This window comes from Duganella sp. 1224, assembly GCF_013408245.1.
Lineage (GTDB): Bacteria > Pseudomonadota > Gammaproteobacteria > Burkholderiales > Burkholderiaceae_D > Rugamonas.
In genome coordinates this window covers 67,461-93,007 of record NZ_JACBYS010000006.1, presented here as the reverse complement: position 1 = coordinate 93,007, position 25,547 = coordinate 67,461, and the positions used below count along the sequence as shown (strand labels likewise).

Sequence of the window (25,547 nt, the reverse complement as noted above, 5' to 3'; positions counted from 1 at the left end):
TGAAAATCACCAACCGGCTGACTGTTTATGCAGCGGCCGCGTAACACAGCCTTGCCGGCACCTTGAGGGTGATCACCGTGCCCTGGCCCGGCGCGCTGCTGATGTCGATGGCGGCGCCGACGAAGCGCGCGCGTTCGCGCATGCCCAGCATGCCGAAGTGGCGCTCCTGCATGCGCTTGCGCACCTCCTGCTGATCCAGCCCGCGGCCGTCGTCGGCCACCATCAGCAGCAGGCCGTCGTCGTGGTATTCGATGCGCACGCCGACATTGGCGGCGCGCGCGTGCTGGAAGGCGTTGCGCAGCGCCTCCAGCGCGATGGCGCACAGCTCCTCCTGCACCGGCGGCGACAGCGGCCGGCCCACGCCCTCCACGTCGAGCCGGAACGCGGTCTGCGGCTGCTGCGCGGCCAGCGCGGCGCCGGCCTGGTTGAGCTGCTGTTCGATGTCCTGGCCGCTGCGCAGCTGTTGCATCTGGTCGCGCCCCTCGTTCATGGCGCGGTCGGCGTCGTCGAGGATGGCCTCCAGCCGCGCGCGCGGCTCGCTGCCCTCCGGCATCCGGGTCAGCACCGCGTACACCCGCAGCACCAGCGCCTGCACGCTTTGCAGGAAGGTATCGTGCAGCGTGCGGGCGATGCGTTCGCGTTCGTCCATGCGCACCTGCAGCTGGCGGGCGATGACGGTGGTGGCCTGCTTCAGGCGGTACTGGTAGATGCCATACAGGAGCAGCGCGCCGGCGGCGATGCACAGCAGCTGGAACCACCAGGTCTGCACCATGGTCGGGGCGATCTGCAGCGGCAGCGTGGCCACCGTCTCGCTGGCCACGCCGTCCTCGTTGACGGCGCGGACTTGGAACACATACTCGCCGGGGCCGATGTTGGTGTAGTAGGCGGCGCGGCGGCTGCCGGCGTCCTGCCAGCGGGCGTCGACGCCTTCCAGCATGTACTGGAAGCGCATGCTCTCCGGCTTGCGCAGGCCGGGCGCGGTGTACTGGATGTTGAAGTTGCGCGAATCCGGCGGCAGCAGCAGCGGCGCGTTGGCCGCGTAGACCTGCTTGTCGGTGGTGACCCGCAGCAGCTGCACCACCGGCTTGACCGGGTTGGTCTGGCGCGCCTTGGTATCCAGCCGCACCATGCCGCCGCTGGCGCGCAGCCACAGCACGCCGTTGCCGACGTTGTAGATCGATGGCTGGCGGTTGCTCAGCACGGCGCGTCCGGGATAGCCCTCAAGCGCGTCGATCAGCTCGTAGGCCAGCGGCATCGCTGGTTGCCGCAGCGCCGCTTCCCAGTCGGCGCGGCGCACGTGTACCAGGCCCTTGGGGCCGTTCAGCCAGCGGTCGCCGTCGGGCGTGACGGCCAGGCCGCTGATGTTGCGCAGCGCCTCGCTCTGGCGCGGCGCCAGCAGCTCGAACTTGCCGTTGCGCATGACGGCCAGGCCGCGCTCGCCGCTGACCACCATCTGCGGCCCCGGGAAGATGCCCGATTCCTGGCCCACCAGCGCGATGTCGTAGCGGGTTTTGTTGCCGTTGTCGTAGAAAATCAGGCTGCCGTCGTTGTTGCTCAGCCACAGCTGGCCGGGGCCGCCGCCGAGCGCCGACATGTAGATGCGTTGGGGCATCGGGAAGGCGTCGCGCGGCAGCCACTTGCCGTCGACCCAGCCCATCAGGCTGGTTTGCAGCGACACCATCCACAGCACCTTGCCGTCGTCCAGCAGGCCCACCACCGTCAGGTCGGTCGGCTTGCCGTTCACCGTCGGCAGCGGGATGCGGGTCGAGCGGCCGTGGTGGATGCGTTCGATGTCGCGGCTGCCGGCGATCAGCAGCGCGCCGTCGCGGTCGGTGGCCAGCGAGGTGCCGCTGCGGCGCGGGTCGCGCACCGGCGGGCCGTCGGCGCCGATGGTCCAGATGCCGCGCGACATCCATTCGGCCAGCCACAGCGTGCCGTCGGCGTCGCTGGCGACGCTCAGCTCGCCGCTGGGCGCGTCCAGGCGCGTTGGAACCAGCTTGTTTTCGCGGAAGCGGTCCAGCCCGGAGCGCGAGGCGATCCAGATATTGCCCTCGCGGTCCTCCAGCACGGTGGTGGCGGCCAGATCGGCCAGATGCCAGGTCTGGTCGAGCCGCTCGCTGGCGTCGCGGCGCGGGTCGAGCGGCTGGCCGGGCAGCATGCCGGCGCGGTTGATGCGGCAGATGCCCCGCGGGCACAGGATCGCCCACAGATTGCCGTCGCGGTCGAACTGGCCGGCAGGGCGCGACTCGGCCTGGTTGAAGTCGGGCGCGCGCGGCAGCGGCTGCGACAGCTGCGGCGCCGGCACCGGCCGCAGCACGTCGTCGTTGCCCGATATCCACAGGCGGCCGTCGGCCGACTGCAGCAGATCGCCCTGCATGCCGGCGCCGTCGACGCGCACCATCTGCCCGGCCTGCGCATCGTAGCGGTACAGGTGCTTGCGGTTGGCGACCCAGATGCGGTCGTACTGGTCGATCAGCAGGCTTTGCGTCCGGTCGGCCCACTCGGCGCCGGTGAACATGGCGTGCCACCGGCCGGCGGCGTAGCGGAACACGCCGGCCACGGTGGCGGCCCAGAGCGCGCCGTCGCGGTCCATGTCCATCGATTTGACCGAGCCCATCAGGGCCGGCACCGGCGGCAGCTCGCTGACCTTGCCGTTGGCGTGCACGACCAGCAAGCCTTCCGGCGCAAAGCCGACCACCAGGTCGCCATTGTCCAGCGCGCGCAGCGCCTGGACCTGGCTGTATTTCAGCGGATAGCGCTCAAAGCTGATGCCGTCGAAGCGGTACAGGCCGTCGAACGTGGCCAGCCACAGCCAGCCGTCGCGCGTCTGCGCCATGTGGCGGACGCCGGACGGGGCGCCGTCTTTTTCCGACCAGCGGGTGTGATTCAGGTCTTCCAGCCGGATGGCCGGATTCAGCGCCTGCGCCGCCTGGCACACTAGCAGTGCGGCCAGCGCCGTTGCCAGTTGAGTGAGTAGTGCGCGCATGACTGGGTCCCCGATGGCAAATAGATCATTCTAATTCGCTAGTCAGAGCGCCGGCCCGATCTTTCGATCGGTTTTATTCAGGAAACAACAGGTGGCGCTACCCGGATTGTCTACAGGGGGATCTGGCCAATTGCGGAGGCGCTGCGGGGTTGGCAATGAAATACTATTTTCCTCCAAACTTGATCGAAAGGCATACCATGCGACAGTTCTTCCCACCGGCCGCGCTGCGCCGCACCCTGCTGGCCGCCGTCTGCGGCCTGACGCTGCTACAGGCGCACGCCGCCGCGCCGCTGTCCACCATCGTCACGCCCGGCTATGCGCGGGTGATGGTGGGCGATTTCGAGGTCACGCCGCTGAGCGACGGTACCGCCGATCTGCCAATGGTCGACCTGCTGCAGAACGATAAGGCCGCCACCCAGGCGGCGCTGGCCAAGGCCCACCTGGGCACGCCGACCACCACCTCGACCAACGCCTTCCTGGTCAACACCGGCAAGCGGCTGGTGCTGGTGGACACCGGCAGCGGCGCGCTGTTCGGGCCCACGCTGGGCAAGCTGGTCAGCAATCTGAAGGCCTCCGGCTACCAGCCGGAACAGGTGGACGACATCCTGATCACCCACTTCCACCCGGACCACGTGGGCGGGCTGGCCGCCAACGGCCAGATCGTCTTCCCCAACGCCGTGGTGCACGCCGACCAGCGCGACGCCGATTACTGGCTCGACGCCGCCAACAAGGCCAAGGCGCCCAAGGACTTCGCCGGCTTCTTCGATGGCGCCGAGGTGTCGCTGCGGGCCTACATCAAGGCCGGCAAGTTCCAGCCCTTCGACCACAACGGCGAGGTGGTGCCGGGCATCAGCTCCTACTCCAGCTACGGCCACACGGCCGGCCACACCTCGTACGTGGTGGAAAGCAAGGGCAAGAAGCTGGTCATCCTGGGCGACCTGATCCACGTGGGCGCGGTGCAGTTCGACAAGCCGAGCGTCACCATCGCCTTCGACAGCGACGGCAAGCAGGCCTACGCCGCCCGCACCGCCGTGTTCGGCAAAATCGCCAAGGAGGATGACCTGGTGGCGGCCGCCCACCTGCAGTTCCCCGGCATCGGCTACATCCGCGCCAACGGCAAGAGCTGGACCTGGACGCCGGCCAATTACACCGTCCGCCCTTGACCGGCTGGCCGGCTGTGATACGCTGCTGCGGTTGCCATAACGTAGGAGTGTCGCGGTGGATCGTCGTCAATGTCTCGCCCTGGCCGGGGCGCTTGCCCTGGGCCGGGTAGTGCCTGCCTTTGCCTCGGACCAGGGAGCGCGCTATGACGCGGTCATGACCGATTATTACGACTTCAACGGCACGGTGGCGGTCGGCCTCGGCGCCGAGGTGTGGTACACCAACGCGCTCGGCAGCGCCAATCCGCAGACCAATACGCCGATGGCGCTGACCACCCGCTTCGAGACCGGCTCGGTGTCGAAGTGGGTGGCCGCCATGGTGGTGATGAAGCTGGTCGACATGGGCAAGCTGGCGCTGGACGAGCCCATCATCCGCTACCTGCCGGCCTACCGCGCTGACACCGGCGCCCAGCTGACGCTGCGTCACCTGATGAGCCACACCAGCGGCGTGCCCAACCAGGTGCTGGAGGCGCGCAAGGCCGATCCCGCCATGCGCTCGCAGCCGCTGGAGCAGATGGAGGCGGTGCGCCGCTACGCCAGCGGCGACCTGCGCTTCAAGCCGGGCACGCAGTGGGACTATTCGCACTCCAACTGGCTGATCGTCAAGGCCATCGTCGAGCAGGTCAGCGGCCAGCGCTACCGCGAGTGCGTGGCGGCTTGGCTGCTGGAGCCGCTGCAACTGCGCAATTCCGGCATCTTCGCCGGCGACTCCGACCAGGTGGCCGGCATGGCGCTGGGCTACACGCCGTCTGCGCAGACGCCGCCGTGGACGCGCAACGTCAGCCCGGTGCCGGACTACATGGCCATGGCGGGGGGTTTCTACAGCACCGCCATCGACATGATGTTCCTGATGAACGGCGTGCTGGGCGGGAGCGTCCTGACGCCGGCCTCGCGCGCCACGCTGCTGCGCGTGCAGCACCAGGGCGAACACTACGCGCTGGGCGGACGCACCCAGCTGGCGGGCATCGCCGGCCAGCCGCGCGAGTGCGCGTGGGAAGACGGCTCCAACGGCGGCTTCCGCCTGGTGGCGCGGCGGGTGCTGGCGGACGAGGTCAACGTGGTGGTGTTCAGCAACAGCAGTTACGATCACCGCAAGCTGGGCCAACTGGCCAGCGCGCTGACCGAGGTGGCCTACGCCGGCTTCAATCCGATGCGCTACCGCAAGGCGCCGGGGGCCTAGCGCGGCGGCCAGTGTGGTGCCGGTGTGACGTCCGCCGGCACGTGCAAATTGCTAGTAACGAAATTCTTTCCAATTGTCACGAAACGCGCGTAGAATTAGTTCCATACGGAAAAACTCTCCGCCACCGAAACCTTATCCTCGTTTCTTCCTCTCTAACGCAGCCGCTATGCTGCCGATCTGACCGCCCGAGTGCGCGCACTCCATCTTCGCGGGACAGCTGGTGTGTATGGAGTGCATTATGAAGGTAACGATCAAATTCCGCCTTATCGCGACCATGGCCTTGTTGGGGCTGTTAATTGTGGTCGCCGGCGTCAGCGGACTGTACGGCATGCAGAAGGTTAATCTCAGTCTGCAGGACGCCAATGACAACACCATGCCGTCGGCGGTCGCCATCGGCGAATCGCAACTGGCAATGGCGCGCTCGCGGCTGGCGCTGGACCGCGTCACCATGCATCCGGAACTGCCGGACTCGGGCAAGACGCTGGCGCGCGCCGAGAGCTTCATGGCGACCTCCGACAAGGCCTGGGCGCGCTACCTGACGCTGCCGCAGGGCGACGAGGAAAAGCGCCTGTCCGACCAGATGGACAAGGACCGCAAGGCCTTCATCGAGCAGGGCTACCAGCCGCTGGTGCGGGCGCTCAACGCCAAGGACGCCGAACAGGCCGACAAGATCACCATGTCGGTGATGCAGCCGCTGTTTGCCAAGCTGTCGGAAAGCGCGCAGGCGCTGAGTGAGTTCCAGACCAAGTCCAACGCCCGGCAGTATGAAGACAGCCAGGCGCGCTACGCCAGCCAGCGCTGGCTGACGGTGGGCGTGATCGGCGCCGGCGTGGTGCTGATGCTGGTCGCGGCGGCCTCGCTGCTGCGCTCGATCCTGGTGCCGATCCGCGCCTCGGTGACGCACTTCTCGCGCATGGCTGAAGGCGACCTGTCGAACCAGATCGAGGTGCGCGGCAACGACGAGATGGCCGAACTGATGCAGGCGCTGGCCACCATGCAGAGCAAGCTGGCCGCCACCGTGATGACGGTGCGCGCCGGCGCCGCCAACATCGCCACCGCCACCTCGGAAATCGCCACCGGCAACCTCGACCTGTCGGGCCGCACCGAAGAGCAGGCGGCCAGCCTGGAGGAAACCGCCTCCTCGCTGGAAGAGCTGACCGCCACCGTGCGCCAGAATTCCGAGAATGCCCGCCAGTCCAACCAGCTGGCGCAGGACGCCTCGCGGGTGGCGGCGCGCGGCGGCGAGGTGGTGGGCAATGTGATCAACACCATGGAAGCGATCCGCGCGGCGTCGACCCGCATCGCCGACATCATCGGCGTGATCGACGGCATCGCCTTCCAGACCAACATCCTGGCGTTGAACGCGGCGGTGGAAGCCGCCCGCGCCGGCGAGCAGGGCCGCGGCTTTGCCGTGGTGGCGTCCGAAGTGCGCAGCCTGGCGCACCGCAGCGCCGAGGCGGCCAAGGACATCAAGGCGCTTATCAGCGACTCGGTGACGCAGGTGGACGGCGGCGTCACCCAGGTGCGCGAAGCGGGCGACACCATGGGCGAGATCGTCGCCAGCATCGAGCGCGTCACCGCCATCATGGTGGAAATCAGCGCGGCCGGGCAGGAGCAGGAGATCGGCATCAGCCAGATCAACCAGGCGGTGGCCACGCTGGACGCGACCACGCAGCAGAATGCCGCGCTGGTGGAAGAGGCGGCGGCGGCCTCGGCCTCGCTGTCGGAGCAGGCCGAGCGGCTGTCGCAGGCGGTGGCCGCGTTCAAGCTGGACGGCAGCAGCCAGCCGCGCAGCGCCGGGCCGCGCGGCGGTAACGCCCCGCGCATGGCCAGCCGCGCCCTGCTGGCGCACGCCTGACGCACCGCCGCGCCGCAGGGGCGCCGTTACGCCCGCTGTCGCGGCGTCTGCGGCAGCCCCTGCGGTTTCAGGCGACTAGGCAGTCCAGACCAAATTCCACAGGTGCCCATCCAGGTCCTCGAAGCCCTGGTCGTACATGAAGCCATGGTCCTCCGGCGGATGCGGAATGCGGGCGCCGCCGGCGCTGGCCTTGGCGATCAGGCGATCGACCTCCTCGCGGCTGTCGCACATCAGGCAAATGACGACCTCGTTGGCCTCCCTGGCCTGCACCACCGGCTTGTTGATCAGCGACTGGAAAAAGTCCTCCGCCGCCAGCATCACGTGCATGCCGTCCACAATATCCATGAACGCCGCCTGCGGATTGCTGAATTGCGGATTCAGCCGGAAGCCCAGCGCCGTGAAGAACGCTGTCGATTGCTCCACGTCCTTGACCGGCAGGTTGAAAATGATTTCCTGTTTCATGACGCCTCCTCAGTAAAAATGACGGGACCTCCGACTGCCCCTCTTGTCTGACGACGAATCATGACGCAAGAAATCGACAAGCGGCGGATATTTTTTTTTTCAGGCCAGCGGGACATTCAGGAACCGAAGCGCACCGTCACGGCCTTGCCCGTATACCTGACGGTACGGGGCGCACCGCCGGCCCCCGCCACCGAGATGCGCAGCGAGCGTTGCCGCACCATGCCGGGGAACGCTCCCTGGCGTGCGCCGATGCGCAGGGTGCGCGTGGCGTCGTCCCAGGCCAGCTCGTAGCGCGCCGACTGCCCTTTTTCGTAGGCGTAGGTCTCGTTATCGTCTTCGTAGACGGTGAAGCGGCCGTCCGCGCCCGGGTAAACATGCACGTCGTATGGCGCATCCGGCTTTTCGGTCGCATACTGCTGCACCGGGCCCATGGGAATGATGGCGCCGGCGCGCACGTACAACGGCACCACGTCGAGCGGCGTCTCGCGGCTCACCGTGGTGCCGCCGGCATAGCGCTGCTGGGTCCAGAAATCGTACCAGTCGCCCCCGCGCGGCAGATAGGTCTTCAGCGACAGGTCGCGCGGCGCATTCGCCGCCGCGGCCAGCGCGCGCAGATCGGATGGTGTGCGCCACGTCAGGCGCACGGAACGGTTGCCGATGTCCTGGTAATACTCGACCTTGAGCGGCACCCGTTCGCCCTTCTTCAGCGTGCGCTTGACCTCAAGATGGCGCGTCGCCGAATTCTTCCAGTCGTCGATCACCTGCTGGTCGCCGAGGAACAGGCGCAGGCCATCGTCCCCGCTCAGGCCGATTTCATATGCGCCGTCTTCCGGCGCCACCAGTTCGCCCTGCCAGCGTGCTGAAAAGCGCTGCAGCGAGGTCAGTCCGCCAGGGATCTCCGCCAACGGCGGGTCCGGCCAGTCATGGTCGATCTTCTCGTCCACCAGCTGCCCGCGCGGCGTGTCGAAGTTCTCGCCGGAGAAGTACTGCAGCGCCAACCCGCGCTTGCCGTCCGCCGTGCGCAGGTAGTCGGCCGGTATGGTGGCCGGCGCCGGCGTGACCGCGTGGTACATCGCCCGCGTGACCGGGTGCACCAGCAGCGCGGGACCGAACATGAACGCGTCGTTGATGTCGTAGGTGGCCGCGTCCTGGGCGAAGTCCATCGGCAGCGCGCGCATCAGCGTGTAGCGATCCGACGTGACTTTGGCGCTCAGACTGTAAATATAGGGCAGCAGCCGGTAACGCAGCTGTACCGCGTTGAGCATGGACTGGTACACCACCGGGTCGAGCTGCTTGAACAGGTAGGGCTCGCGTTCGATGCTGGTGCCGTGCACGCGCATGATCGGATTGAAGGTGGCGTACTGGAACCAGCGCGCATACAGTTCGCGGTACGCCGGATTGTGCTCGCCGCCGGGGAACTCGGTGACAAAAAAGCCGCCGGTATCCTGCGTCCAGTACGGGTTGCCGGTGATGGTGACGTTCACGCCCCCTGCAATCTGCTGGCGGAAGGTCTTCCAGCTGGCGAAGATGTCGCCCGACCATGAAGCCGCCGCCGTGCGCTGCGCGCCGGCCCAGGCGGAGCGGGTCAGTGTGAACACGCGCTTGTTGTCGCTGGCGCGCTGGCCCTGGTAGGTGCCTTCCGTCGTCAGCAGCGAGTACGGGTTGAGGTAGCGCGTGAAATCCCCCATGGCGTTGCTGCCCAGGGCTTTGGTGTCGCGCACGTTGTCCATGGCGTTCCACATGGCCGAACTGACTTCGACCTCGGTACCGTCCATCCACAGCGCATCGACGCCCTGGTCCAGCAGGCCGGATTTGATGTGCTTGAAGTAGATCTGGCGACCCAGCGGGCTGTAGGCGTCATATACGCGGGCGTGTTTGGAAATCCAGTGCAGCGGCGCGAAGCGCAGGCGGTGCTGGTCCAGTTCATGCGCCAGCGCCGTGTCGTCGCCGATCGAGGGCCAGATCGATACCATCAGCTTCATGTGCAGCCTGTGGATCTCGTCGGTCATGGCCTTCGGATCGGGATAGCGCTCGCGGTCCCAGGTCATTCCGCTCCAGCTGCCGTCCTTGTCGGAGCCCCAGTATTGCCAGTCCTGCACGATGTAGTCGAGCGGGAAGCGCTCGCGGCGGAAGGTGCGCGCCACCTCCAGCAAGCGTTGTTGCGTGGGGTAGCGTTCCTTGCTCATGAACAGGCCGAACGCCTGCTTGGGATACATGGGCGCGTCGCCGGTGAGCCAGCGGTAGGCGCCGACCACGTGGTCCATGCTGTCGCCGGCCATGAGGTAGTAATCCACCCCGCCCGGCGCGCTCTCGGCCCACAGGCGCGCGCCGTCGGCATCGTCGCGGAAGCGCATCATGGAATAGGTATCCCACAGCACGCCATAGCGCTCGGACGACACCATCACCGGGATGATGATGCCGACGTTGGTCTGCACCAGCAGCAGGTCCTTGTTGCGGCGGTTGACTTCTTCATCGGCGGTGAAGCCGAAGCCGTAGATCCCTTCGCCCGGTTTGAGCGTCAGGCGGTTCTCCACCTCGTAGGTTGGCGCACCCGAGATGGTGCGCGGCGTGATGGTTTGCGGCGTGGCCGCATCCTCCCGCGTCAGCGCGCGGCCGTCGCCGTCGGCGAAGGCGATGGCACCGCTGTGCTTGTCGATGGTCAGGCGCAGCCTGGCGCCGACCAGTTCCAGCGCGACGCCTTGATCGCGCAGCGCGAACGCTACGTCCTGGGGACGGCGTATCACCACCAGGCTGGGATGCTCCCAATACGACGCGCCAAGGTTGGCGTTGACGCGCACCACCGAAGGCGAATAGAAAATCACCGATTTAGTGACGCCATTGAGCTGGAATTGCACACCGTTGGCCACACGCTGGAAGCGGAATTCCGTGCTGGCCGGGGCGTGCAGCGCTTGGAGCCGGCCCAGCGCATCGAGCGGCTGGGGGATCTCGGCGGCCTGCGCGGACCAACATGCGGCGATCGCCAGCGCCACCAGCGACGCGCGCCGTACGCCCGTAAAACGAGGGTAATGAACCAATCGTGTCTCCTCATCCCTGGTGGATGCTTATTTGTTTGGCAAACATACCGCTTTTGGCTGGCACTGGCCAATAACTTTATGGCCGGATCAGATACCAGAACCAATATCGTCGTGAGCACATATTCAGGTGCGTCGCTACCGCCTTGAGCATCTGCAGAATTACCCGCGCGTTGTGCAGGAAGTTGAACCCGATGCGTTCGTTATCCACGATTCATCCAGTCCAGGTGGAGGTATCGATGAAACCTGCTCACTGTTTGTTTCCAGATCGACTGCTTCGTGGTTGCGTTGCTCAATTTTTGAGCGGAATTGTGAGACGATAAGTGCACTGGGATCTGTCCCATTCTTGAACCGCAACGCTCTCCGATGGCAAACCACCATGACAATCTAGTGCAAGCCGTAACATCGTCCGGTGGCTCGCGCGCTGCGTGGTGGTGACGCAACTGGTGCTGATGAGGTGTTGGCGCTCGCGCATGACCAAGTTGCTCTCTGGGAGCAAGGCCGTTTGTGTAGTCAGGACTATATAGACGCGTGGAGGGAACTGCTGCAGCACCCGCAGCAAGCAGCTCAGATTCTTGAAGAAAGGTCCTCCCGTGCAGCTGCATTACGCCAGAACTCGCCCTTCGTTGCTTCTGTCCGCAAATTCCAAGCATTAGCGAATGCGGCGTGAGCAGATTCTGCTTGCTTTAAAAGAGGCTGCGAAGTGTGGTCCTCACACTGAATTCGTCATTGCCGGTAGCCTGTCCGTTTTGGGCCTCAAAGCGCTGCCTCCCGAGCTGATGTCCATGTCCATCGACATCGACTTCTTTCCGTTACGTGACCCTACGCATGTGCAGGACATTGTCGATGAGTTGGGTGAGGACTCGGTCTGTCATGAGCAGCATGGCTACTATCTCGATCCGATCAGCAGTGGCATCTTGGTGCTGCATCCCGGTTGGATGGAGCGCCTGGTGATGTTGGAGTTCGGAAGTATTCGCGCCTACTTCCTTGATGTCAACGACACTGCTATTTCCAAATATGTGCGCAGTGCTGAGAATGATTTCCGACGGATCGATGCCGGCCTGGAGGCCGGTGTGCTCGACTTCGACATCATCGAAGGCCGAGCCCAGTTTGAGGTGGACTACCCTGGCAAAGACGATAGGCATTTGCTTGTCGAAGGGTGATGTCCGGATGCAAACTATATTCTTCGTCTGCCCCCGGTCTAATCAACTAAGTGTCGTTGGATATCTGATTATGCGTCGCAAATATCCGCGTATGCGTCGCGCGTGGCTGGCAGGCCGGAATATTAACTTGAACGGCCTATCAATAAAATCAATTTGTTAGAGAAATCTGCGCTTAGAAAGAGGCTGTGATTAACTTGAACACAAAAGGGATCGCAAACCTTTGCCTTCACGTCCAGGAATATTAACTTGAACGTAGGCTCACGTATTGGTCTCCAGATCTTCGTAAGCGTATCAGCATAAGCCGAGCGCAAGATCGCCCGCAGATTGCCGAAGAGGCAGCGCAATATGGCGCTTACGTTGTCGCCGAAGCCGTCGATGCTTCGTGCTGGACTGCATCCTGATGGCGCAAGAGCAACAGGCACAAGATGCTGAGTGCCCTCAAAACGTTGCATGAAGGGAATTATATGAAATTATGGCTCAGGAATAATTTTGAGAATTATGATTTTTCCGTAACTTTATTTCCTATAGTCTGACTTCTCAAGCTTTTGTAAAGCTGCAAGCGTCCCTTAACGAACAAATCTCAGCTAAGCTATCGGAGGTTGCAGAGAACATTTTGGGGGCAACGAGCTCCTTGACAGGTACGCCAAGGGCCTCGACCAGCAGACTAAGTGATGCACCCATCTGTAATAAACTCCTGAATTCGGTACTGCCCCTCCGCCCCCAGTATTTCAGCAACTGCGAAGCGGTGATATGTTGGCCGTCGTTGAAGTCACGGCAGATGCCCCACCAACTCGGGGGCAAGAGTGTGCTTGGACGGATGTCAAACCAACGTCCGGTAATTCTCATTTACTATGCGTGGCCTGATTCCCGCCAGATGCTGGACTTGTCGAGGGAATGGATGCAGCTTGCAGTTGAACTCGATATGTCCGGATAGTGCGCCGTCTAGGTCGGGGGGGCTGACTTTCCGATTCCGCACGATCTGGTTTGCGAATCCGTCGGAGATCGGGTTCGATATCTGAAGTATCGCGTTCTCCCCGGGAGCGAATTTCTGCTTACGCAGGACAGTTGCCTTCATCGACGCACCGGCATACGAGAATTCGAATTCCGCTCGGTCAAGCTCCACCTCGAATGGCGAAAGGTTGATGATGTGAAGCCACAGCTGGAACGACGCTGCTTCTCCAAGGTCCACTCTCGCGGCTTCATTCCGTGGCATTAGGTCTACGTACTGGAGTGCCGCGAGCCTTTCGCGCGGAAAGAAGTACTTCAGTGCGAATCCTGGCATCCACTTTACGGCAGTCCAAATGCTTTGCACCGGTATTCCATGAAAATCCATTAGATAAGCCTTTCATATTTCAAGAACGTGGGATTCGCGTAGTCTATTGTTCCAGGTTCGTATTTGCTCTCTGCTCCGCCGACCACGTGAGAAATTCACTGAATACCTTGCCGTGGTGTAGTGGTGTGCGAACTCTAACGGGATGCTTTTAGCTGATTTAGCACGAGCTGCAGCCTTCGGAACAGATCGTCGTATGCGTCAATGTCGGCGACTTTTCTATATTTCCGCGTCCACTTCAAAGTCGCGACACTGGCCTTAGTCATGTTGCGGTCTCGCCCCATGACCACGATGCCCGATGGGTTAGTGAACTAAGAATGGTTTGATTCATGATTCTTGTGGATTAATCAGAGCAAAATATTCGCATGGCAACGTTGGCGCGAGCAGCGGAAGTTTGGAGTGTGCCGAGGTAGTACGTCATCTGAAGTGACAATGGAGTAGGTCCGCCGCCACGAGTGAGTTGTCGAACAAGTGCTTTCTTACTGAGGGTACGGCCAACAAAGATCCAAATCTCCTTTGAGTACTGTGCAGACTGGATGCAACGTTTGATCTCGCCCCATGTGGCAGCAAGATCAGGGTTAGAAGATCTCAGAACTCGATGCGGAACCTGCCGGAGATCATCGGTCGACCATGGCGATGCCCACCATGTGGCACGATCCTTTAGCCGTGCGCCACGAGCCATGAATGCAAGAGATGCCATCGCCTGCCGGCCAACGATTTGCATGGAGCTCACGCTCATCGTGCTATCGTTGACCTTGGCGTGGACGAACACTACGCGACGAGGGTTCTCACCCTTGAGCATGAAATCTGCTTGTTCTTGGCCGCCATCATCGCAAACCACCGTGTCAAAAGTGTGTAATTCCTGAGAAAGCGTAGGGTCGAGCGTGCGCAGGGGGCGTAACCTAGCGGTGGACGGGGCGCCGTGGTTCGAGAGACCGAACTCGGCGAAAACGCCACCAAAGACTGATTGCTCCACCCACTGCCGCGCATTTCCTCCGCCCTTCTCCGACAAAACTTGCGCGAGCCATGGTGACGGCGTCAACATCTCCAGGGGGGAACCTTCTTCATGGCCCGCCGCAATGGCATCAATGTCCAAGCCAGTTTGATAAAAGAGTCGCTTCGCGTAAGTGAGATCTGATCCGCTCGGTATGACTCGAAATGCTTGCTCTTTGTTGAGGGCGCGCACTATCGACGCGGGCTCAGTGGAGGGGGAATTGGGGTCCCTGACGAACGCGTCCAGCTCTGGCGATTCGATGTCATATCGACCTCGAGGTCGAACATTACCAGTGACTGAATATTTTATATTCCCATTGAGGGCTTCGCCGTCGACATTCAAGATAAATGCCCCGGTCCCGTCAACATCGACACAAGTTTCCGCGTGTCGAAGCGATTCGCACTTCGCGGAATTCCAGCCAGCTGTATCCAATGAAATGTCTAGTAAATCATAAAAATCAAACAGGATGTTCATGGGTACAGCATCCTGTACAGGTGGTGCCGCAACAGACCGAGCGAATCGATCAAAGACGCCGCTGATGGGGGCTTTTGAATCAAGAACTGCGGCCAAATGCTGAATCCACAAGAAGTATTCATTGACCGATCGTCGCTGCGTGCGCGCGCTGTAGTCAGAAACGCTGGCTCTGGAAATCGACAAGTACCGTGTCACCGCGGTATCTTGCAGCCGCATCGATGCCCGCACTGAATGTAGCGCCTGGCTGCTTTGCGACAAATCGAAGAAGCCGCTGGCGAAATCGTGCATACGAGCTGTTACGGAACGGACAGCAGATTCTGACAAGTCTAAGCCGATGGCAGACGCTTGTGACACTCTTGACGCTATGCCTTTCCCGTTCGCCGGAATCAGACGCTGTAGGTGTTCCGCGCACTCAGGCTCCAGACCAAGTGCTTCCAAGTCAATCACTATGCCGTCGGTGTCTAAGATGAACACCCGCGCGTCGATGTAGCAGATTACCATCACACCCAATCCCCAAATCGGTAGGGAGTGTCTAATTAACAGTTCAGAGTTCTTGCAAGTCAGATAGTGAATTAACCGGACTGACGTTGGCTCCGCGACTCCAGGTAGAAGAATTGTCACGTTGTAACGGTCCTCGAGCTGCATTGCCTCGGCACATGCTGTTGCGAGACCGTCAAGTGTGGCAGTGCCTGAGTACCGGTAGATAGAAGTCCTGAGAGGCACGGCAAAATCTGCGTATTTAGGCGGTTCCAGAGAGTTGTCCAACGGAACACGCTCGCGAAAGTCGCCAGCCAAGTATTGGTAAGGGGCGACGCTCTGCAAGAGCAAATTCGGCAAGTTCGACTCTTGTTCAAGAGCGCGCTTCGGATCCTTGGCGAAGTGGCGCTCGTAGCGGATGTATCGCTCAAAGCGGGCTTGTACATCGGCCTGTATATCTGCGCTGGCAAATACGGTTGCAACTTCTTTGCCGGGAGAAGTTCGATCAAGTACACGAATTACGCGACCAATCTGCTGGATTGTCGCTCGTGATGCGGAAAATGGTTCATAGATCGCGATGGCTGCGAAAGTGCTATCGTCGACACCTTCGAGGAGCTTCCATTGATGGAGCCAGTACTCTACAGGGCCGCTCTCATGCGCTCGGAGAGCCCGATTGACGCTTTGAAACTCCAGTTTCGCCGGGTCGTCACGTTTTACGTTGTCATGGATTAGAACAGCGCTGCTGCCGAGAATCTTTAGTGCATCACGCATGCGAATCAGCGATTCATAATCGGCGCAGCGCACGATCACGCGTCTTGGTGCTAGCGTTGCGGGCCAGTACTGAGTGTCCAAAACTGAGATCTTGAATTTTCTCAAGGCATCGGAGAATTCCGAAGGACTACAACCGCTTTTAGGTAAATGCTGAGTGCCAGCAAACATGACTGGCCGGACTAGATGCTGGCTGGTCGCTTCTTCATAGCCAAGATTGAAAGCAAAATTGCCGCGCACTTGAAAGTACTTGAAATCGTTGCGGTAAGGCGTCGCACTAAACAGCACTGTAGGACGCGCCAACTCGCGAATGCACTGAGACCAAACAAAGGCCGGTTCGTAGTGGCCTTCGTCAACAATGACGAGATCAAAGTCGGAGAGCACTGCACGGACGAGATCTGCTTGTGAAGTCGTCCATTCAGAAGATCGAGGGACATCGGTAGGGACTTCATCGCGCTCGGTCGGATAGCTACCGGTGAGTCGATGGGCAGGACGAGGTGGTCGAAGTATCTGCGCTAAGGCATTGAAGGTTCCCACAACGACCAGCCGCTCGCCCTTAGGATAAGAACTCAAGGCTGTCGACGTCGAGGGCAGAAGCCTCATGACGCCATCGGTAGCCATCTGGGTATCCGTGGGTGCTGCGCCGCTACGTTGGGAGGCCCTAAGCCCGGTTTTCCCATACTCAAGATTAAAGTGCTTCCAAAACCTCCAATGAACATCGTTTAGCATCTGATCGACCAGGGACCTTCGGGGCGTGATGATGAGAGTCCTGGAAACTTCCGGCAGTGCACAGGCTAAAGTTGCAATCACTCCGGACTTTCCTGTTCCTGTGGGCATCTTGATAAGCGCAGACTCTGATATCGAGCCCCTCCCAACTGCGCCGAGATAGGCCACTGCAGTTCCCACTGCACGACGCTGAGGGGCCCAGAGACCTGCTGACGGCCTATAAGTTCCAGAGTCGGCCGCCGCAGTCCAGAACTTATGATTCGACAATGCCATCATCGCGTTGTCGAAATATTGCTGCTGGTCTGCTGTTCGGCTCTGCGGCAAGCAGCATGTCCCGCCGAAATGGGACATATCCGTCGCTGCGGAATTAGTGATGTCCAAGTCCGATAGCTGCAATTTTTTTCCCCCAGTTCTATATTTTCCGGCCACAGCGGACGGTCTGGTCAGCCCCAAACCCTATACCAATCACCTTGCCACCTATAAGTACGGCCTAGTCAAGATGACGGAATTGTCAAAAGCCCTCTGAAACGACAAGCGCAGCCGGATCAGCCTACCCGGATAAAACTTTTCCCATGATAAACGTGATTGTTAGTATGATTGTAATAATGCCACATCATCCTGATCGTAAATCTGTAACCCGGAGAAATATTTGCGCATTAACCACGCCATTTTGATTCGCGCGCTTCCCGCTGACCGGCTGGAGGACTTTGTTAACGACTGGTTGGAGCAGCGTTATAAGGACTACAGTAGTCACGAGCTTTGGCGCGGGACGGGGGACATGGGACGCGACGTTACAGGCTATGTCACGGAAATGCGCATGGAAGGCCCATGGGACAATTTTCAGTGCAAGCAACTCAACAAAAATTTGTCCGAAAGCGCTGCTTTCATCGAGCTTGGTAAGATTTTTATGCACTCGGCAGACGGGGCGTTCGCTTTACCTCGTGCCTACTTCTTCGTCGCGCCAGTCGGCGTCGCTCGCGCCGTGCAGCAATACATCGCCCATCCAGAACGCTTCAGGCAGGCCTTCCTTGATCGATGGAATGCCGACATCGCTGGGCGACTGGTGGACAAGCAGACTATTTCATTGAGTCCTGCTATCGAAGCCAAAATCAAAGCCTTTGATTTCAATCAGATCCATTGGCTTGACTCTACACGGCTTGCAAACGACGCTGCCTGTAAGCCAGTTCTTGTAAAGTGGTTCGATGAAGATCCAGGCCCCTCGCCGCGAGGGGTGGTACCTACAGAGATTCAGGCGAACGAATCGGCATACATCGGTCAACTACTCCAGCTTTATTCAGAAAAGGGGCCTGGTAATTACCCCGATGCCGCAGCCGCGTTGGCAAGCGTACAGTTCGGGACACACTTGCGTGACCAACGGACACGCTTCTTCGACTCGATGGCGTTCGATCGCTTCTACAGAGATTCCACGCCGGAGGAATATTTGAATACCTTTAAGGACGAGATCTACCATGGAGTCGTTGAGATTCATGGCGATGAGCACGCGAACGGTTTTGCAAAGCTTAGCCAAGTAATGAAGCAGGCCGCCGTCCTTCAACCTTCCGGTGTTCTTGGCAAGCATGCGGGTCCGCAGGTTAAGCAGGGAACCTGCCATCAATTTGCAAACGAAGGACGTCTGCCATGGCATCAATAGAAGTAACACGCGGCATTCCTCCCTTCAACAGTAAGCTCGAGACCGGCATCCGAGCTCTGGTTGTACTAGAAGCGTTTTATCCCCGTCGTTGCGATTTAACCGAAATGACGTGGTTTGATCACCTAGTGGTCCACACCGGAGACCTTGATGGTCAGGATGTGCCCGATAGCCTCCATCCAGATCTTCCTAACAGCGCTGGCGAGCTACTCGTTCGCCGCCAATTAGTAGAACAAAGCATGCGCATAATGCAGCAAATGCACCTCATCGAAGTGTTCGAGTGTGAAAGAGGAATTGAATACTGCGCGAGTGAAGAGGCACCGAGCTATCTAGACTTATTGCAGACGCCATATTCGCTCGCCCTGAAGCAACGCGCCAAATGGATGGCAAACCACTTTGTTGATCGCACAGCTGCAGAGATGCGGGGGTTAATTGAAAATAGAATTGGGCGATGGACCGCGGAGTTCCACTCCGTTGAGACACCAATAGGATTATCGAAATGACTGGCATCCGACTTCGCCACCTTAGCTTTACCGGTCCCAACGTAAAACCTGCGGAGCTGGAGTTCGACAACGGACTAAACATTATCTATGGCGCGTCGAATACCGGTAAGTCTTTCACTTCGAAAGCGATTCTCTTCATGCTTGGCGTGTCTAAGAGCTTGCCGCAGACCGAAGAGATTCTTGCATACGACGCTGCCTGGTTGGGCCTGACCCTGGCCAATGGTCGCAATGTCACGCTCTACCGCGCTACCGAAGGCGGCCATTTCAAGCTCTTTGAAGGCCTCATTAAGAACGCGAAACCAACCGAAGGTACTGTTTTGCGTCAACAGCATGATACCCGGCGGACAGATTCTGTCTCACAAATGCTGCTCGATGTGATGGGATTTTCGGGTAAACAAATCGTGCGCGACTCCAACGGGAAAAAAGATAATTTGTCCATCTTCCGCTTGTCGCCATATGCCGTTGTTTCTGAAGAAGATATCATTGCAGAGAAGAGTCCTGTCTTTGCTTCAGGTACACCAGCAGAGCGCACGTTCGAACAGAACTTATTTAAATTTCTGATTACTGGGATTGATGGTTCTGCCGCTGTGACGGTACCCAAGGTCGCCGAAAGAAAGGTGGCGAAGACAGCCAAGATTGAGTTGGTAAACGAACTAATCGCTCAGCTTGATATCGAGCTCGGGGAAGATTGCCCCGACGAGCAAGAGGCCGAGAAACAGCTAGCGCTGCTGAATAAAAGTACTGATGATCTGTCCACGCATTTGCAGGATGCTCAGAAGAAGTTGGACACTCTAGTTGTCGAGCGGCGCAGCGCTACTGATCATCATCGTGAACTGCGCAACCGAGAAAATGAACTGGACCTGACTCTGCAGCGATTCGCGAAGCTACAAGCAGTCTATAGCTCGGACTTGCAGCGTCTGCAGTCAATCGAGGAAGGTGGTTTTGTTCTTTTGGCGATGGCCGATATGGATTGCCCTGTATGCGGTGCATCCTCTGAAGCTCAAACGCACAACTATGCAGCCGAAGAAATCTCGATGGCACACAAAGCGGCGACGGCTGAGGCACGCAAGATTGAGCGAGAACAGTTGGAGTTGACGCAGACGATCACTTCGCTTCAGGCTGAGGCAGGTGGTCTTGGACAGACGCTTGATCAACAAAAGACTGACATCGAAATTCTGGACAAGTCTATCCAAGAGACACGCCCTTTGGAAGCCTCGCTCCGGTCGACTTACGAGATGTACACAGCAAAGCGAACCGAAATCAGCAAGGTCCTTGACCTCTACCAGCGCCGCGCGAAACTGGTCACCCGTCGAGCCGAAATTGAGAATGAACCAACCAGGAGCGAGGAAAAAGCTTCGCCTCCTGGCCCAGACTCAACCACAACGTTCAAATTTGGCGAAACGGTAAAGGCTGTTTTGACAGCTTGGCAGTTCCCCAATGCCGACAAGGTTCAGTTCGACGAACGGACATATGACATTACCATCGGAGGTAAGAGTCGTGCTGCGAATGGTAAGGGGGTTCGCGCAATTCTCCATGCTGCCTTCAACGTAGCAGTCATCGTTTATTGTATTGAGAACAGCCTGCCGCATCCGGGCTTTGTCGTCCTCGATACGCCCCTTCTTACTTATCGGGAGCCTATGTCATCGCGTCACGGCGAGCTTTCTTTGGACGAGGCACAGCTCAAAACTACGAGCGTTGCCGAAAACTTTTATAAGCATTTGGCGAGCCTTCAAAATCAAGTACAGTTCATTGTTATTGAAAATACTGATCCGCCGGCAGCTATTCGAGACTTGGCACGCATCGAAACCTTTACCGGAGTTGACGGCAGCGGCCGCTTCGGATTGCTCGGAAAGCCCGGCGCTGACGTGTAGCAGAACGCTTGTGCTAAGGCAGTGACAAAAAATCGAGAAGGCCCGTTGGTGCGCAAGCGCGGTAGTCGTCGTCTGCACGCACTATCTAAGCATCGTCAGCTGGAGCGCTTGGCAGTCCAGCTCGGTGGTGATTAGGATTTAGTCAGCTATGCACGGTAATTAGTCGATAGTCTATGGGGGAAGCGCCATGAGCCGTTCAAAATACCTTCGTAACTCGCTTGGTTCGCTAGACAGTTTTGAGGTTTAGTTTTCGCAATCGCTTTATGAGGCACTTCAAAGACAGCGCATGCAGTAGAGGCCTTCCGCTACTGCAACTATACTAAATCGTTCCGCTGGCTGCGTTCGGGGAGGTCGCTTTGTAAGATTTGGGCGGCGGTTTCTTGACTGTGAGCAATGCCTCCCACAGCCGAAGGGCATAGGTGTAGCCGGCCTGCTCAACCGTCTTATCTGTAAAGTGAAGTAACCACACCAGCATAAAGACACCTGCGACAACTAGCGTTAGCACATGGGCAGCATCCTGTGCTGCCAAGGCTGCAAAATCGCCATATGGACTGGTGAGCTTTAGAACGGCCCCATGTACAAGAGTAGCGAGGATTGCAGCAGCACAAATGAAAACCCCGACCCATCGAGAACCATATGCGTTCCGATTGAAGCCATACGCGACGAGCTCTTTGAAAACGAAAGGGTACCTCTTCTTGTCAGCATTCACCAACGGTCGTAACGCATTCGCAGCTGCAGTGTACGCTTGATCAGCACTTTCAGAATCATAGGCCTCGTCCGCAGCAGTAGGGACGTTAATCGACAGCTTCTGCTGAATTAATTGGTGGTACTGTAACTTTGTCGGCGTCGCCATCCGGGAATCGCTATGCCGCAGGATTATCGTGGATGGTTGACCACCCCACCTTTTGTTCAGACGATCTTGTGCCCGCTGCCCCCAAGTTCTGACAACGCTGGCGATTAAATAAGGGCCGCCACAAGTCGCCAGCACCGAGCTGAGTGTGACTATTAATGGATCTTTACGGCCAAGAATCAACGCGATGAAAACAATGGCTGGAATCAATAACAAAAGACCAGGAAATACTCGCGCTTTCAAGTCATATGGATCAAACAGCTTCGACAGAACAGAAGACCAAATCATAAATTCTCCGTTGAATTATCGGTTTAAGCTGAGCGGAGCTCACGTCGGCAAAAAACATTAGCAAAAAACGTTCAGGCTGTAACCGTTCTGACGACTGCGCTGTATCCATTCGGGCGATGGATCAACAATACGGTTAAGCGCTGCATTTGCATCAACAGTGCGTCAGCCGTCTCCCGGTCCATCTGCGAAGGACCAACATCTTCCAGATGGCTATGCCAGGTTCCCAGGCACACCAAGATACCGCCAGCGGACTCCGCAAATGCGTTCACCATTGAGTCTCTGCCATCGGTTCCGAGTACGAATTGAGCAGGGCTTCTTACACTGTCGCGTGGTGCTGGAAGCACGTCCGTGATGAGAATTTCACGCCCGGCCGGCGACACGCGACCTACGATGATGCCGCCTGTCTCCACTGTGGGAAAGCGCTGGACGTCCTCTATGATTTTCAGATGCGCAGGGGCCAGAATTCGAATATTCCATCCATCTGCTTGATCGGGGTTGATGATCTGCGTGGCGCCAATGCTGCTATGGCTCCATTGCACGGACATGCCATCCCCGTCGATAATGCCCAGAGAAATCTTCCCGCAATCTGGCAGGCCAGCAGTGTGCATTCCTAGCAAAGCTTGGCCCACACTCGCCGCGATGAGTGAGATACGCGTGTCCGGCATCGGAAGCGTGACGGAGTTGCAGCCAACGCCTACCTGTAGCGTATTGCTGGCATCTTGCTTAAATGCGTGTAGGCGACCGAGTTCACGTAGTTTTTCATAGGTGAGTGCCATGAGGTCCGAAGTCGATGGATTCCTGCCTGGGCCCTCCAGTGTCATGATGCCGACGTTGCCTAGTTCTGCTAGGCACGCTTCAACTGTTCGTGAACGAAACGCTGAGCCAGAAAGGAACTGCCGAACCGGATTCGAGGCGGTAGTGTTGACCACGATGGCTTCGGGATCGAGGACGATATCTAAACCAGATCGTGAATCGAGCGGTAACGCCTGTATCGGGCCGTTAAACGTTCTGGGAGCCTTCGCTGGATTGAATTCCTTGACCAGTTCGGCGATTTTTTCCGACTTTGATCCTGGGAAAAACATGTCATTCGGCGTCAAAGTGTGTCGCGCCGAGTTGTGGGAGCTGAAATATCCCCGATCGATTAGCAACTCCGGCGCGAAACCTGCGCGTGTGATATGTAATGCCACCTTCGAGCCTAAGCTACCGCAACCAAGGACTGTAGATCGCAGACCAGTAACGTCATTTGAGATTCCAGAGGTGCGGCGCAGCAGCGATGTGGAAACAGGCGAAAGTATGGGAACAGCCACAGCTTGGCTCTCACTAAGGATACCTTGAGGGATCGATATCTGGAGCCTGTAGAGCAATATTTCGTAGTTGGTTGTCATACCAATCAGGTGATATGGGCGCTTTACCGCCAAGCCGATGTAGATTGGATAAACGCAAGAAAAAGGTAAGTGCTCAGCAGCTTCGTTGAGTACCCTTTTGAAGCGATCAATGGCACCTTTGCAGCCATAAGCTTCCGCGCGCTCGACCATTTCAGCAAAGTTCGTCACTGTGTCGGGCTGGAAGCGTGCATACGGTTCTCTTAAGCCGTCCAAATCAGTTGCGGGCCAACACATCGCTAACGTGCCCTCTCCGGACTCAATTAGCTCGCGCAGGTGGCGTCCCGTAAATGGATTTGCCGTGTGAGGCTTTGGGTCTCGTGCATAAGAGCGGGTTCCCTTGTTCCACCACACTTGGGGCATACGCAGCAGTTGCAATCCTCCCGGACGCGGACGGTTTTTCTCGATTTCTTCAATATCGAAATCGATGATATGCTCACCTCCCATTCGGCGGGCAGGCTCCCACCCTTGCGCTGGATTGATGAGCATGCCTTCACCAGCCTTTTCGAGCCAGTCCACCAGTTGCACCACCAGTCGGCCAAACCCATCGCTATGCAGAGCATCTAGCAGGTATCCTTGGTAGATGCAAGGCGGAACTCGCTCTCCTGTCTTGTGAGGATTGATATGCGGCAGGCTCGCATCAAAATCAGCGCGTAGTGTCGCGACTGGAGCGCTTTGCGGGTAGTTTGATGGAAACAGAATTTCGACTGTTTCAACAGGCCGAACTCCGCTTGGAGTGCTCCCCTGAGCCTTCCATGTCGATGCCAGATTCGTATCGATATCCGCGCAGACGACAACGTCCCCGACCGATGTAGCAGGAAGGGCGTGGACGTTGCTGACCTTAGGATGCCGTTTTAGTATCTCGATCGCATCCTGTATGAGTACATTGATAGTCAAGACGCTTCCCCGCCGTGATACAGAGGCGTCGCACCGAGCCCACTATTGGCCGACAATGCGGCTGCTGCCGCGACGGCAAACTTGACGCGTTTCATTCCGCCGACCGACACTTCGAACTTCAACGGCTCCTGCTTGTCTGGGGTTTGGTATGCACCTGTATTCCAGAACTCGCCTTTGACCTCAGCGACAATTTCCTCGTACTCCTGCTTCGCACGGTAGCAAGGCGGATCATTATCATCGTCCTTGATCTCGTCAGAGCTCGCGACGATTACTGCACCGGGCAGTGCCTGGCCGAGCGCTTTGCGCGCCCGGTCACTTACTTTCGCCTCTACCTTCTTAGCAGACCAGCTATCCCAGGACAGCGAGTGCCACGAGCAATGATGCGGCGTGTTCAACAGGTTGTACTGTAGTGCCGACACGTTCTTCTCGTGCCGATCCCACAGCTTTTCCCAGATCGCCACCTCAGCGTCGCCGGCATCGATGTAGCGGACCGCAGTCGGATTGGTGCCGGCACCGATGGAGTAGTTCATGATGATGCTGGAATTGTTCTTGGTCAGAACTTCTTCTTCCTCATCATCTGTGCCCTTCATCGGCGCCAACAGCAAAGCACTGAAATTCGGTTCGATGCTGCCGCAGATTTTAAACACTGTTTCGCCGGCTTTAACCACAATCTCCATGATATCGTCGGTTTTACCGTCGCAGTCCTCGCCCATGATGACGATGCGATCGCCATCGCTACCGATGGTGCCCACCTGGCGGAACAAAGCGACCCGACGTTTCGCCTCGCAGTTCCATGCTTTTGCGTCGTCACTCAAGGTGTGCGTTTTCTTTTTAGCACGGCGGAACACTAGTGGCGACGACCACATTTCGCGAATCACAATCTTTTTGGGATTCGCTTTGTCTGAATAGTTCTCCAATGGCCCTGTATGGAAATGCTCTTCAAATCCACGGCAGTGGTCTTGGTCTGGGTGGCTCAGTACCATCACGTCAACATACGGGCGTCCCTTGTTGTCCGTTTTTAAGGACTTGCGCAGGTCTTCAGCAACATCGCGGATTTTGTCCGACGGCACCCGGATGTTCGTATCGATCAGGATGGTGCGCTCACTCTCAAGTTTAATGAGCGTCATGTCCCCATTGCCTACGGGGAAAAAGGTGATTTCTGGCTTCATGCTGTCTTATGCTTTCTGGAGGAGATGAAAGTTAGATGGCTCGCGAAGATCCACCCCCGACATTTGCCCATGCCAACGTCATTTGTAAGCAAATGTAACTCAGTGCGCATATCTAGCCGACACAAGGATTTTCAAGGGCGGCTCTGTTGCTCAAAGAGTCAGGGGATGGTCAACTCTCATAAATATTCTGATTATTGAAAGCGCGGCCTTGGCCGCGCTAGGTCTAAATTACTTCAGTGGTGCAGAGCGGCAGTGTGCCGCGACTACTTCAAGCTTCCCCATACGGAAGCGAACATAGGCGCATACGCTGACCGATTTCGGATAAGTAC

At 58.7% G+C, this 25,547-nt stretch carries 14 protein-coding genes; 7 read left to right on the top strand and 7 right to left on the bottom strand.

The genetic code is table 11. The annotated features are described in order from the left end of the window. Positions 1-25: 25 nt before the first annotated feature. Positions 26-2,986, bottom strand: a complete 2,961-nt coding sequence (locus FHW58_RS21865) for a sensor histidine kinase (protein WP_179675296.1) — start codon at positions 2,984-2,986, stop codon at positions 26-28. Between the two features lie 197 nt (positions 2,987-3,183). Between FHW58_RS21865 and FHW58_RS21860 the strand changes: the two genes are divergently transcribed. The 3 genes from FHW58_RS21860 (at position 3,184) to FHW58_RS27830 (ending at position 7,184) form a co-directional block, all read left to right on the top strand. Further along, entirely contained in the window at positions 3,184-4,149 is a 966-nt protein-coding gene (locus FHW58_RS21860) for an MBL fold metallo-hydrolase (RefSeq protein ID WP_179675295.1), read from the top strand. A gap of 154 nt (positions 4,150-4,303) precedes the next feature. Next, positions 4,304-5,326, top strand: a complete 1,023-nt coding sequence (locus FHW58_RS21855; RefSeq protein WP_179675294.1) for a serine hydrolase — start codon at positions 4,304-4,306, stop codon at positions 5,324-5,326. A 238-nt stretch (positions 5,327-5,564) separates the two neighbouring features. Next, positions 5,565-7,184 (top strand): methyl-accepting chemotaxis protein, encoded by a 1,620-nt coding sequence (locus FHW58_RS27830; protein WP_179675293.1) that lies wholly within the window; start codon positions 5,565-5,567, stop codon positions 7,182-7,184. Positions 7,185-7,259: 75 nt separating this feature from the next. On the opposite strand, the gene FHW58_RS21845 is transcribed toward FHW58_RS27830, so the two are convergent. Both FHW58_RS21845 and FHW58_RS21840 read right to left on the bottom strand, forming a co-directional pair. After that, a complete protein-coding gene (locus FHW58_RS21845) occupies positions 7,260-7,646 on the bottom strand; it encodes a VOC family protein (RefSeq protein WP_179675292.1) in 387 nt (128 codons plus the stop codon). 116 nt (positions 7,647-7,762) lie between these two features. Continuing rightward, entirely contained in the window at positions 7,763-10,681 is a 2,919-nt protein-coding gene (locus tag FHW58_RS21840; RefSeq protein WP_218892845.1) for a TIM-barrel domain-containing protein, read from the bottom strand. A 656-nt stretch (positions 10,682-11,337) separates the two neighbouring features. Here FHW58_RS21840 and FHW58_RS21835 point away from each other — a divergent pair. After that, positions 11,338-11,841 (top strand): DUF6036 family nucleotidyltransferase, encoded by a 504-nt coding sequence (locus FHW58_RS21835; protein WP_179675291.1) that lies wholly within the window; start codon positions 11,338-11,340, stop codon positions 11,839-11,841. A 1,673-nt stretch (positions 11,842-13,514) separates the two neighbouring features. Here the strand turns inward: FHW58_RS21835 and FHW58_RS21830 are convergent. Continuing rightward, a complete protein-coding gene (locus FHW58_RS21830) occupies positions 13,515-16,883 on the bottom strand; it encodes a DEAD/DEAH box helicase (protein ID WP_255484694.1) in 3,369 nt (1,122 codons plus the stop codon). A gap of 376 nt (positions 16,884-17,259) precedes the next feature. Between FHW58_RS21830 and FHW58_RS21825 the strand changes: the two genes are divergently transcribed. The 3 genes from FHW58_RS21825 to FHW58_RS21815 are packed head-to-tail and all read left to right on the top strand — an operon-like array spanning position 17,260 to position 20,632. Continuing rightward, a complete protein-coding gene (locus tag FHW58_RS21825; protein WP_218892844.1) occupies positions 17,260-18,261 on the top strand; it encodes an ABC-three component system protein in 1,002 nt (333 codons plus the stop codon). Beyond that, a complete protein-coding gene (locus tag FHW58_RS21820; protein WP_179675289.1) occupies positions 18,249-18,761 on the top strand; it encodes an ABC-three component system middle component 2 in 513 nt (170 codons plus the stop codon). The genes FHW58_RS21825 and FHW58_RS21820 overlap by 13 nt, the downstream gene beginning before the upstream one ends. Further along, entirely contained in the window at positions 18,758-20,632 is a 1,875-nt protein-coding gene (locus FHW58_RS21815) for a hypothetical protein (RefSeq protein WP_179675288.1), read from the top strand. Before FHW58_RS21820 ends, FHW58_RS21815 begins: the two co-directional genes overlap by 4 nt. 319 nt (positions 20,633-20,951) lie before the next feature. Here FHW58_RS21815 and FHW58_RS21810 read toward each other — a convergent pair whose 3' ends face one another. The 3 genes from FHW58_RS21810 to FHW58_RS21800 form a co-directional block, all read right to left on the bottom strand. Next, complete coding sequence (locus tag FHW58_RS21810; protein ID WP_179675287.1) at positions 20,952-21,770, bottom strand: hypothetical protein; 819 nt, start codon at positions 21,768-21,770, stop codon at positions 20,952-20,954. Between the two features lie 71 nt (positions 21,771-21,841). Then, positions 21,842-24,049 carry a ThiF family adenylyltransferase gene (locus tag FHW58_RS21805; RefSeq protein WP_179675286.1) on the bottom strand — a complete coding sequence of 736 codons (2,208 nt, stop codon included), beginning with the start codon at positions 24,047-24,049 and terminating at the stop codon, positions 21,842-21,844. Further along, the gene (locus FHW58_RS21800; RefSeq protein ID WP_179675285.1) at positions 24,046-25,218 is read right to left on the bottom strand and encodes a metallohydrolase; all 1,173 of its coding nucleotides are present in this window, start codon (positions 25,216-25,218) and stop codon (positions 24,046-24,048) included. The genes FHW58_RS21805 and FHW58_RS21800 overlap by 4 nt, the downstream gene beginning before the upstream one ends. Positions 25,219-25,547 lie beyond the last annotated feature (329 nt).